The 11,747-nt window shown below is 64.7% G+C and carries 6 protein-coding genes; 2 read left to right on the top strand and 4 right to left on the bottom strand.

Features of this window, described 5'->3' with window-relative positions; translation table 11 throughout:
* Positions 1 to 552: 552 nt before the first annotated feature.
* Positions 553 to 1,590 carry a DUF5692 family protein gene (locus tag HMPREF1136_RS03815; protein ID WP_009648007.1) on the bottom strand — a complete coding sequence of 346 codons (1,038 nt, stop codon included), beginning with the start codon at positions 1,588 to 1,590 and terminating at the stop codon, positions 553 to 555.
* Positions 1,590 to 2,633 (bottom strand): hypothetical protein, encoded by a 1,044-nt coding sequence (locus HMPREF1136_RS03810; protein WP_009648008.1) that lies wholly within the window; start codon positions 2,631 to 2,633, stop codon positions 1,590 to 1,592. The genes HMPREF1136_RS03815 and HMPREF1136_RS03810 overlap by 1 nt, the downstream gene beginning before the upstream one ends.
* Before the next feature lie 167 nt (positions 2,634 to 2,800).
* On the opposite strand from HMPREF1136_RS03810, the gene HMPREF1136_RS03805 reads away from it, so the two are divergent.
* Positions 2,801 to 4,090: a DUF5692 family protein gene (locus HMPREF1136_RS03805; protein ID WP_009648009.1), complete on the top strand. Its 1,290-nt coding sequence runs from the start codon at positions 2,801 to 2,803 to the stop codon at positions 4,088 to 4,090.
* A 237-nt stretch (positions 4,091 to 4,327) separates the two neighbouring features.
* Positions 4,328 to 8,542, top strand: a complete 4,215-nt coding sequence (locus HMPREF1136_RS03800; protein ID WP_009648006.1) for a S8 family serine peptidase — start codon at positions 4,328 to 4,330, stop codon at positions 8,540 to 8,542.
* A 134-nt stretch (positions 8,543 to 8,676) separates the two neighbouring features.
* Here the strand turns inward: HMPREF1136_RS03800 and HMPREF1136_RS10850 are convergent, their stop codons facing one another.
* Both HMPREF1136_RS10850 and HMPREF1136_RS03785 read right to left on the bottom strand, forming a co-directional pair.
* Complete coding sequence (locus HMPREF1136_RS10850) at positions 8,677 to 8,904, bottom strand: hypothetical protein (protein WP_156791835.1); 228 nt, start codon at positions 8,902 to 8,904, stop codon at positions 8,677 to 8,679.
* Positions 8,905 to 10,672: 1,768 nt separating this feature from the next.
* The gene (locus HMPREF1136_RS03785; RefSeq protein ID WP_034504165.1) at positions 10,673 to 11,686 is read right to left on the bottom strand and encodes an IS30 family transposase; all 1,014 of its coding nucleotides are present in this window, start codon (positions 11,684 to 11,686) and stop codon (positions 10,673 to 10,675) included.
* Positions 11,687 to 11,747: the final 61 nt, after the last annotated feature.

Raw genomic sequence — 11,747 nt, 5'->3', positions numbered from 1 at the left:
GCCCTGTTAAGAACACAGGCTACGCCCAGAACCAACACAAAACACTCACAATGCTCAGTAACCACCACGAAACGTTCTTCCACCCCATGCGCGCGCCGCCACACAACCCCGCCCCGACCTCGTCAAACGCGGATAAGGGAGAATCACAGGGCAGCAAACGCAGCTGTCACACATCCCACCAACCGGACAGTGATCACCGACCATCGGGGGCCGACCCCGCGCTCAGTGGCAGCGCCCAGGAAGGCGGAAGGCACCGCAGGCGGCACAAAAGATGGGGCCGCGCACCCGGGGCGCCAATGCTTCGCACGTGAACCCGCTTATCGGAGCCTGGGCCTCCTAATCCGCACGTGAACCCGCTTATCGGGACCTGGGCGAGGCTGCCCACGTACGGAACAGCGGGTTAACGTGCGGACAAGCGGGTTAGTGCTCCGGATAGCGGGTTCCCGTGCGTGAGCGAATCGTCGCGGTGTAGACGTGCGCGGCCCCCGCCAGCAAGAACCGCCCCGTAGAACGGTAAGAACCGCCCCACAGAACGGTTTCCACAGAGGAGACCTATCGGCTATCCGCAGCCACAAACCCCGCCTCCTGCGGCGTCGTGCCGAGGCGCGCGGCGATGAGTTCCTTGTCTTCGTCGGATGCGAGGTCGCGGACCCATGAGGCGTAGGTGGCCTCGTCGGCGTGGACCTCCTGGGTGAAGGGGTTGCGCCGCTTCGTGACGATGACTCGGACGTGCGAGACGAACATCCACACGTTCGCGATGAGTGCGGTCGCCGAGACGATGAGCAGCGCCCAGGGGTTGTGGGAGCTGCGGTGGGCGAACATCGAATCGTGCATGAAGTGTGGGAAGGTGAGGACGACGCCCGACCAGAGCGTGAGCGTGTACGCGCGGTACTGGATCCACGCGCCTCGCCCGAACGACATGAGCGCGGGGATCGTGCACGCCGCCAGCAGCGCCACGCCCGAGTACCACGCGCGGTCCGCCAGGCAGTTGTACACGTACGCGAAGTTCCACAGGTCGTAGGCGATGATCCACCCGATTGTCAGGTCGCCCCAGACGAGGGCACGCTCCTTGCCCTTGGACACGAAGATGCCGACCCACCCCGAGATCGCCAGCAGGTTGAGGATCCCGGCGATGCCGTTCATGATGTTCCACGGCCCGCCCCACGTGACCATCCCCTGCGAGGGGTCCACCCCGTGAATCCCGTAGCACTGGAAGTCGCGCACCACGGCCTCGGCGATGTTCACCGCGAGGATGATGGGTGGGATGAGCAGGTACCAGCGGTTGTGTCGAAGCCTCGGGAATACTTGGAGGGCGACAAGGCAGAGGGAGCCCGCCAGCGCCGAGTACTGTTTCACGATGGGGAACCAGCCCGCCGAGGCTGTCCCCGCCGTTGAGTGCGGCCACCAGAAGATGGTGAGGGCGACCGGCACGACCACGAAGAGCGCGAGGACCACCCACATGTTGCGCTGCGCGAGCCACGCCGCGCCCGCGAGCAGCGCGATGACGACGAGGAGCATCGCGTAGTCCCACCACTGGCCGACCTCGAAGAAGAACAGCGTCGGGTAGGCCGGGGGAGTGATGCCGCCCATCAGCGTTGCTCCTTGCCCCAGTTCGGCAGGTAGCTGCGCTCCATCTTTTGGCGGATCTGCTCCTCCCAGGAGAACTCCGGCTCGCGCCAGCCGTCGAAGTAGGAGGCGTCGATCTCGGAGGCCCACGGGCTGTCCGCGCCCGTCGGCGGCCAGGAGGGGTCGTCGGTGACGGGCGGGCGGATTTCGGCGACGGCGGGGGCAGACCGGCCGTAGCGGAACCACTGGGTGTAGGTCTCCTCGAAGAGGGGAGTGTTGTCGTGGCGGCCGGCGGGCGTGCCCGAGTTGAAGAATCGCCCGCCGAGCATGCCTCGCATGAAGCGGCCCGTCAGGTGCTGCTTCTTTTTGAACTCGAGGACGCGCTTGACGTAGAGGTTTTGCAGGTGGGTCATGCATCCGCCGATGAATTCGATGTTGACCCAGTTCAGGGCTTTCATGGCGGGGGAGGCGGGCTCGTAGCCGATGCGCCAGTGGTTGATGAGGCGCGTGCGCTCGCCCGACAGGGGCACCATGTAGAAGCACCAGGCGGCGGCGAAGTTCGTCATGCCGGGGAAGCGAAACGCGTAGGATCCGGGGGCCTTGGGCGGGTTTTTCGTGTCGACCCACTGGACCATGTACTTCCCGGGTACGACGTCCGCCCACTCCATGGACATGCCGTGGAAGTCGAAGGCGGCGATGTCGCCGGGTATCATCGAGTCGGGCTGCTGGAATTCCTCCTGGATCTCGTAGGAGTTGAAGAAGGGGAGGCGCGCGAAGACTCGCTCGAGGAACTCCGAGGAGAAGGACCCGGACTTTTCGGCGCCGATCTGTTTGAAGAGTCGCCACACCGCATAGGCGGGTGCGTCGATTGTGATCGCGTAGGTGGAGGAGTATCCGTTGTCGTAGTTCGCGTCGATCAGGTCGTCGCCCGGGTAGCGCCAGGCTTGTTCTTCGGGCGTGGCTTTGCCGCTGAGCTGGCTGAAGGCGTACATGCCGCCCAGGAGCGCGGCGCTCCCCGTGAGGGCGGCGCAGCAGAGGGTGCGGCGGGATCGGGCGTGACGGGTCATGGGTCCTCCTCCTTGAGGAATTGACGAGGGGCGCTTCCGCTGGTGCGGAGCGTGGGGAGCCCCGGTGCGTTGTGGGATTCAGCGGTGAACCCCGCACGCTAGGTTAGTGTTGGGGATTATGATAGCCGACAACTATTTGCCCGGTTGCACATTCGAAGGAGAATGCTGTGGACTCGCTGTTCCTCTGGGAACTTGGAACTCCCAAGGTGTATCTCATCTGGCTGCTCGTGCTGGCGGCCCAAATCGTCGTCGCGGAAATCAACAGGCGATGGAACTGGACGATTGTCGCCGTGTGGACCGTGGGCGGCATCGCCCTGATGCCCTACGCGTGGATCCACGGGACCCCGATGGTGGGGTGGTTCCCGTTCGGCAAGTACGCGATCATGATCCTCACCGCCACCATGACGGGCACAGTCCTGGTTTACGCGAAGCGCAACCCCGTCAAGGCCCACAAGTACGCGATCTGGTTGGGCGTTGCCCTGTGGGTCGGCCTGGCCGTCAACATCATGGAGGCGAACATCCGCGACCTGACGATCTGGGCCAATGCTGACACCTACTACGCGTGCGGTGCGGACTGGCAGTGCCTGAAGGGCGTCAACGACTCCCACACCATCGACATGATCGCCGGACTGCCGGAGGCGCGCGGCGTCACCGCCGACCTCCACTCCCAGCAGTGGTACCAGGAGGTCGCCGCCAACCTTGACGCCCGCCACGTCGGCATCGACCCGGAGACGGGCTTCCGCACCATCGGCGGGTACTGGAACCTCCTGTCGGCCGCCGCCGGCCTCCTCAACATCATCACGATCACCGGCCTCGGCAAAATCATCGTCACCTCGCCCGGCAAGCGCTCCGTGCGCGGCCTCATCTGGGTGGACATGGTCTGGCCCTGGGTCATCGCCTACGACCTGTGGAACCACGCCTTCCTCTACAACTCCCTGGCCGACTACACGTGGTACTGCACGCTCGCCCTGCTCCTCGCCTGCACGATCCCCGCGTTCACCTGGGCGAAAGGCCAGTGGATCTGGTTCCGCTGCTTCACCCTGGTCTTCTGGATCTCCATGAACACGCTCCTGCCCGAAGTCCTCGTCCCGCCCTCCGACATCTTCAACTTCGCGACCATGGACCCGCGCGCCAACATCGCCTGCGCGGCGCTCGCGCTCGCGGCCAACGTCGCGCTGTTCGCCTACTGGCTCTACAAGATCGTCGCGTTTAAGCGCAACCCGATCACGGGCGTCCTGTACTGCGAGCTGGCCGAGTTCCGCACCATCGTGCGCGAGCACTGCGATGACAGGGATAAGTACTTCCTCGTCGACCGCATCCCGCAGACGCCCGCGCAGCTCGGCTTCGAGCCTGACTCGCCCACGCCGCCCGCCGACGGGTACCGCGCGTGGATGCCGTGGTGGCGGGGCGAGGATCGGCGTCACCCCGCCAAGAGAGACGCGGGCTCGCGGTCGTAGGCACCGTTCGCGCTCATCACCACGAGGCCTCCCCGAGCATTTTCGGGGAGGCCTCGGTTCGCGTGGGACGAGGCGATGCACGAATATGTGTCTAAATATTGAGCTTGTAAAACACTTAAATAGCTTGTATTTTCGAGAATTAAGTGCGTCATTTGTCTCGACTGTCAAACCTGTGGATCATGGTTACTGCATGGGCAACGATGCTCATGCATAGCGACAAGTGAAAGTCGAGGAACCATGCGCCGCACAGTTGCACGCATTGGCCTCGTCGCGGCCCTCGCTCTGTCTATGAGCGTGGCTGCGGCGACCGCCCCGCCTGCCAGCGCCGACGATAACGTCGGCCTGGTCTCGTCCGCCCGATCCGCTGCGGGCCTCATGAACTACGCCATTAACCTTGACTCCAACGTGGGGGAGAGCGAGATGGCCAGCGCCGCCGACCTGATTCCAAGCGTCGGCGGCGTTCTTCTGACCAGCTACCCGCAGTTGGGCACCATGTTCGCCCAAAGTGAGTCGGCCTCGTTCGCGCCCGACATGGCCGCCGCCCTGGCGAAGGCCGGGGTGAGCGTTCACTCCATCGGCCCGACCCGCGTGGCCGCCGTACCGGAGAGCGAGCGTGCCGTGGGCGGGGCGACGCACGCAGACCTGGCAGCTGCTCCCGCCGCTGAGTCCGCCGCGGACGGGCCGGTTACGGACGGGCTGGTTGCGGACGGGCTGGTTGCGGACGCACCCGACGTGCCTACCGTGACGATCCCGGACCCGAACAGCCGGGTCGGTTCAGCTCGCTCGAACTGGGGTGCCGAGGCCATGGATGCCCGGGGCGCTGCCGAGGTCGCCGTGACCCGCGCGCCCGTGACCGTCGGCGTCATCGACACTGGCATCGACGACACGCAGCCTGACCTGGTGGGGCGGGTGGATACTGCCCGGTCCGTCTCGTGCGCTGTCAACGGCGTCCCGAACCAGGCTGAGGATGCCCGGAGTTTCAGCAGCGGGCACGGCACCCACGTCGCCGGTGTGATCGCCGCCAACCACAACGACATCGGTATTGACAGCATCGCGCCGGAGGCGACGCTCGTGTCGATCAAGGCGCTCAACGAGTCGGACCTGCTCTACCCCGAGGCTCTGGTGTGCGCCTACGAGTGGGCGACGACCCACCAGGTGGACATCGTCCACAACTCCTACCAGATGGACCCGTGGGTGTACTGGAACCCGACGGACCCCGAGCAGGCCGCCGCCCTCGAGGCTGCTGAGCGCGCGATTCACCGCGCCCAGTCAAACGGACTCGCGGTGATCGCGGGAGCGGGCGACCGCGGCGTCGACATCGACCACCCGACGACCGACAGTGACTCGCCGACGGACTCGACGCCCATCCCGAATCGCTCCGTCGAGGGCGCGCGGATGGTTCCGGCGCAGGTCAGCGGCGTCGTGACTGTCAGCTCGGTCGGCATGGAGGATTGGAACGCCGAGCCGCTACGGGCGACGCTGGTGCGCGCGGAGCGGTCGAACTACGGGGCGTCCGTTGACTTCGCCGCGCCGGGGGAGTGGATCTATTCGACCTACCCGAACGGGCGGATCCCGCAGATCTACGGATACACGTCGGGCACGTCAACGGCCGCCGCGCACGTGAGCGGCATCGCCGCGCTCGTCAAATCGGTGCACCCGACGCTGCCCGGCGCGCAGATCATCAGCATCATGCGCAAGCAGGCCGCCTATGAGTACGGGCGCTTGAAAGCCCCGAGTGACGGCGCGGAGTATCGAGGCTACGGCTTCCTCGACGCCCGCGCGGCGATGGTGTTCGATCAGGCGTTCCCGGTGATCCGCGCGGTCGAGTATCGCGTCGGTGACGGCGAATGGACCAGCCTGAGCGGTGCCGTGCTGCCCGCTGACGTCGTGCAGATGCGCGTCGAAGCGAGCGCGCCGGTCTCCTACATGAACCTCGACATTCCGGGTGAGATAGCAGTGTCCACCGACCGGGAGGATGGTTACTTCGCTGAACCCATGCTCCTGGAAGCCGCCGAGATGGACCTGCGTCAGGTGATCCCCGACGGTCAGGAGTACGCGTCCCTCACGGCGGTGGTGTTTGCTGAGGGCCTCAACTACGACAGGCACGCCGACGACGATGCAACCACCGAAACCACCTTCACGGTCGCCCGCGACCCGAACGCCGTGCCCGTGCCGCAACCTGCTCCCGACCCGGGGGAGGACCCGGCCCCCGGCGAACCCGTCGCCCCCGGCATCATCTCGCCCGATCTGCCGACCCACCAGCTGCCCGCCAACTACGCCGTGAACCTCACTGCGGGAGCGGATGAGGCCACCTTCCAGCGTGCGGCTGCCAAGGCCTCGTCCCTGGGAGGACTGGTGCTCGCGCAGTACCCGGCCTTCGGGACGTTCTTCGTCCAGTCGGGTTCGCCCAGCTTCGCGTCCGACCTGGGCGCGGCGCTGTCCGAGGCGGGCATCTCCTTCCACTCCGTGGGACCGACTCGCCAGGCACCGGTGCTCGGCAACGAGGCGATCACGCCCATCGGCGTGGAGGGGAACCCGGTCGCTGGTGCCGCGGACGAGGCCGGGGCCGGGCCGGGCGCAGACTCACCGGTGATCGTCGGCGGACTCTACCCGCCCCCGCCGAGCGACAACCAGTGGCATCTGAAGGCCATCGGCGCGTTGGACGCGCAGGGCGTGGACGTCATGCGCGCGCCCGTCACGGTGGGTGTCATGGCGGACGGCTTCGACCACGTGATCACGGATCTGGATGGGCGCGTCGACTTCGACAAGTCCGTGTCCTGCAACGTCAACGGTATCCCTACCGGCTCCTCGTGGATGTGGGGGTCGTCGGACGCGACGCGCGGCACGCAGATGGCCGGGGCGATCACGGGGCGCGGCGTCTCCAGCGGCGTGCCCGGCGTGAACCCGACGCTGAGCGTCGCGGCGATCAACGTGCAGTCGCGCCAGACGGGCATGCACTACCCCGAGTACGTGGTGTGCGGCTTCGTGTGGGCGGCCGATCACGGGATTTCGGTGACTGCCAGCTCCTTCGCGGCGGACCCGTGGAAGTACTGGATGCCTCACGAACCCAACCAGGCGGCGGGGCGCGAGGCGATGCGGCGCGCCATCGACTACGCGGCGTCGAAGGACGTCATCAACGTGGTGGGCGCGGGAAGCGGCGGTATTGACTTGGATAATCCGCCGAGCAAGGACTCGTCGTCGCCTACCGACGCGTGGGCACCCTACGAGCGCGACTCGTGGAGCGGCCTGACCATCCCGACCATGATGGACAACGTCGTGCCCGTCTCCACGCTGCGCCTGGCGGACGGGCAGGACCCGGCGACGGGCACGCTCGAGCCCGCGTGGACGGCGAACTGGGGCAAGCAGACCATTGCTTTCGCGGCTCCCGGCGAGAACGTGTACACGTCGCTGCCGAGCGATGCCGGGTCGCCCGGCGATGTTGCGAGGGATTCGTCGATGGCCGCGCCCGTGGCCGCGGGCGTGCTCGCGACGCTGCGCCAGGTGCACCCGGAGATGAGCGCCTCTCAGATCCTCGCGTTGGCGCGCAAGCAGGCGGGGTCCCCTTCTAACTGGGCGCGCCTGGCCGCGCCCGAGGGCGAGCGCGAATACCGGGGCGCCGGCATGCCGAGCGCGCTCGACGCCGTCCTGAAGGACCAGGCGCGGCCCGTCGTCGGCGAGGTCGAGTACTCGACTGACGGCTCCACGTGGGCACCGCTGTCCGGGCGGACCGTGTCCGGGCGCGTGTCCCTGCGCGCGACCGTGACCGGGCCGGTGACGTCGGCTCGGTTGCTCGTTGGCGGCCAGGAGGTCGCGACCGGGCAGGGGAGCGGCGAGTTCTCCGGGCCCGGCGTGACGTTGCAGGCCGATGGTGTGGACGTGTCGCGGCCTGTGGCCGGGGGTCCTGCCGTTGTCGGTGGCACGTCCGTGACCATCGAAGCGTTCGGGCGCAACTCCGATTCACGCGCCGATGACGACGTCGTCTCCTCGACGCCGTTTACGGTGGGGTCGGGCGGGACTGGGTCTGGGGCTGGTGGGTCCGGGTCCGGTTCTGGGGCTTCTGGCGTCGCCGAGGCCGGGGCCGGGCGCTGGGTCACCTCCGCCAGGGGCACGTGGTGGCGTTTTGATGACGGCACCTACCCGACGAACACGCGCCTGCGTATCGATGGGAAGGTGTACTGCTTCAACGCGCGCGGCTACGTGGTGACTGGCTGGTCCCGAGTGGACGGCCTGTGGTCTTATTTCGGCCGCGACGGTGCCCAGGCTTTTGGCTGGACGCGCATTCAGGGGGCTTGGTACTACCTGGATCCTTCTTCGGGCGTGGTGCACAAGGGCTGGCTGAAGGACGGCGGGCACTGGTACTACCTGTCTTCGTCGGGGGCCATGGTGACGGGTGCCCACTGGATTGACGGCACGCGCTACGAGTTCGACGCCCGGGGCCGCCTGCTGACGTAGGTGTCGGTGGTCTGACAGATTGCGACTGACGAATTCCGGCTGAGACAAAAACGGGGCCGCGCACGAAAACTTGTGCGCGGCCCCTCGCGTGCGTACCGAGAGTTGTTCTTCCGTCGTTGCCAGTACCGACTCAATCAGCGGTGCTTCTTGCGATTCTCGTATACGTTATTTGTATGAGCGAGCGTCTTCTTCACGGAGTCCCCGTCAGTGATGAGCAGATCCAGGCGTGGGCTGATGAGGCCGAGCGCGGGTACGACCTGGCGGACTTGCCTTCGCCGCGCCCGGGGCGTCCTCCGGTGGGGGAGGGACCTGCTGCCGCTGTGGCGGCGCGTCTGGATGAACAGACGCTTGGGGACGCTCATGGAACCCTTTGCCCCCGAGGGGATCACGAGCCGTTCTGACGCGGTTCGCGCGGCGGTGCGAGAGCGGCCCATCGCGCCTAAGTTCATGCCAGTAGGCGTGAGCACTTCGGGTGCGAACGATTCACCTATGAGGCTGTTCCGTCTGCGTATGGGTACGCCCTGAACTCCCGCCTTCTCGATGACGAGGACGATCCCAGGCGATGGCTCGTGGTGGGTATCGACCAGTCTGGGCGTGTTCTCGAATTGGTCGTGTTAGTTTTCGATGGCGGCGGAGAGCTCCTCATTCATGCCATGAAGGCACGTGCCCAGTTCCTGGACGAACTTGTGTAGCTTGCGGGTGGCTACCCGCTGTGGTCACAGGTGATCGTCGGTGGCTGGTCCTTGATGCGCTTTATAGTGCTCGGTGTTTTCTGACATCTGGAAGATGATGCACTTCCGCGGTGCCTTTGTGAAGTCTTAATGCGCCTTATGGCGCTTGGTGCTTTCTGACTGCCACCGGCTCGTACGCCCCTGGCGAGACGTACGAGGATCTTAATGCACCTTGTGGTGCTCGGTGCTTTCTGACCGATATCGGCTCTATCGCAGCCGACGCCGCCGCCCGCCGGTCTTAATGCGCCTTATGGCGCTCGGTGCTTTCTGACGAAAGAAACCGTAAATGACCCGTTCGACGAACTTGCAGCGTCTTAATGCGCCTTATGGCGCTCGGTGCTTTCTGACTGACCAACCAGTCTCTCGACACGTGGTACGTCGAAAAGTTTTAATGCACCTTATGGCGCTCGGTGCTTTCTGACCGGCAAAAATTGTCGACCCCACCACTGGCGCATGGGTCTGTCTTAATGCACCTTATGGTGCTTGGTGCTTTCTGACTCACTGTGTTCAACACAGCCAATGACTGGAACATCAATTACTAGTCTTAATGCACCTTATGGTGCTCGGTGCTTTCTGACGCGTTCGCTTACGGATTCTACTACCTCTCGAACTGGGTTGTCTTAATGCACCTTATGGCGCTCAGTGCTTTCTGACTGACTCCACGCCGCGTTACCCGCAGCTCGGCCTTGGCACGTCTTAATGCACCTTATGGCGCTCAGTGCTTTCTGACGTAATTACTACGGTGGCTCGGCGATGCTTAAGCATCGGTCTTAATGCACCTTATGGCGCTCAGTGCTTTCTGACCTCGGTGGACGCCTCTGGAGCCGTCCTTGTCTACCAGGTCTTAATGCACCTTATGGTGCTCGGTGCTTTCTGGCCTGTGACCGGTGAGTCTATCCACAACGGTAAGAAGGTGTCTTAATGCACCTTATGGCGCTCGGTGCTTTCTAACGTTCAACACGTCGCCCGGCAGCGGCGGGTCTCAGGGGTCTTAATGCACCTTATGGCGCTTGGTGCTTTCTGACGTACGAGAACAACCTTGTCGCCGTGCGCGCGGAGGCCGAGTCTTAATGCACCTTATGGCGCTCGGTGCTTTCTGACACGTCCTTAACTGGGCATACGACTTCCCCTTCACCATCGAGTCTTAATGCACCTTATGGCGCTTGGTGCTTTCTGACTCGGCACCACGGCCACCACACTCAAGCTTGCATCGTCTTAATGCACCTTATGGCGCTTGGTGCTTTCTGACGGTCGTAGCATGTACTTTGATGCTGACCCGATGCTCAGGTCTTAATGCACCTTATGGCGCTTGGTGCTTTCTGACTTGAGGACATGATGGAGCGAACGTATGTGCCGACGCTGGTGTCTTAATGCACCTTATGGTACTCGGTGGGTGGTGTCAATGGGTGGTAGCAATGAGTTGGTTGAATGCTTCTGTGGGGGTGCGGTAGCCGAGGGTGGCTCTGGGGCAGTTGTTCAGTTCGTAGGCGATGGCGTCGAGGTAGGGCTGGTGGCTGGTGATGGGGGTTCCTTTGGGAAGGTAGCGGCGGATAAGTCGGTTGGTATTTTCGTTTGTTCCTCGCTCCCAGGGGCTATGGGGGTGAGCGAAGAACACCTCCACGCCGGTATCTTGGGTGAGGCGCTGGTGGCGGGCCATTTCCCGTCCTTGGTCCCATGTCAGTGTTCGCATCGCTCCTTCGGGTAGGCCCTGGATGCGGCGGGTGAGCGCATCACAGACCTGGTCGGCCCTGCGTCCCAGTGGCAGGGCCACGATGATCAGGTAGCGGGTGGTGCGCTCGACCAGGGTTGCGCACGCACTGGCCCCATCTTTGCCGATGATGAGGTCCCCCTCCCAGTTGCCAGGGATCATCCGGTCAGCAATGTCGGGGCGTTCGTCAATTAATCGCATGCCGACAATGGGTGGTGTGCGCCCGCCTGCAGGGGGTTTCTTGCGCATCCACCGCCTGGAGGGCAGGCATACGCCGTGCTCGATCAGCGTCTTCTTGGGGTGGGCGTAGATCCACGTGTAGATCGCCTCGTGGCTGATCGTGCGGCCCTGGGCGTGGGGAGAATTATCCATAGGAGCCACTGTGCCACATGCCTCCACGCTCAGGCGTCCGCTGATCTGGCGGGGCGTGCGCCCCTGCGACAAATCAAAGATCACGCGGCGGCGGAGAATCTCATCGCGGTCCAGGAGCCGCTTCTTAGGGCGGCGCCTGGCCACCTGCGCTGCTCTCCCGGCATCCTCGGCCTGGTACACGCCGCCAGGACCCCGATGGCGGGCGATTTCACGGCACACCACCGAGGGGCTACGCCCAATCAAGTGGGCGATACGCGTCTGGGACAAGCCCGCCTCCAACCCCGCCATGATCGCCGCGCGATCCTCAACACTCAGCATCCGACGACACCCCATGATCAGCCTCCGAACAGCATCACCGCTACACGAAAATTGCTTACACCCTATGACACTGCCC

This window comes from Actinomyces sp. ICM47, from assembly GCF_000278725.1.
GTDB lineage: Bacteria > Actinomycetota > Actinomycetes > Actinomycetales > Actinomycetaceae > Pauljensenia.
This window is presented reverse-complemented; position numbering and strand designations above follow the sequence as displayed.

Excerpts from the sequence above, each read along its gene's own strand:
- HMPREF1136_RS03815 (WP_009648007.1), bottom strand. The coding sequence starts at position 1,590 with ATGGGCGGCATCACTCCCCCGGCCTACCCGACGCTGTTCTTCTTCGAG.
- HMPREF1136_RS03785 (WP_034504165.1), bottom strand. The coding sequence starts at position 11,686 with ATGGGGTGTCGTCGGATGCTGAGTGTTGAGGATCGCGCGGCGATCATG.
- HMPREF1136_RS03810 (WP_009648008.1), bottom strand. The coding sequence starts at position 2,633 with ATGACCCGTCACGCCCGATCCCGCCGCACCCTCTGCTGCGCCGCCCTC.
- HMPREF1136_RS03800 (WP_009648006.1), top strand. The coding sequence starts at position 4,328 with ATGCGCCGCACAGTTGCACGCATTGGCCTCGTCGCGGCCCTCGCTCTG.
- HMPREF1136_RS10850 (WP_156791835.1), bottom strand. The coding sequence starts at position 8,904 with ATGAGCGTCCCCAAGCGTCTGTTCATCCAGACGCGCCGCCACAGCGGC.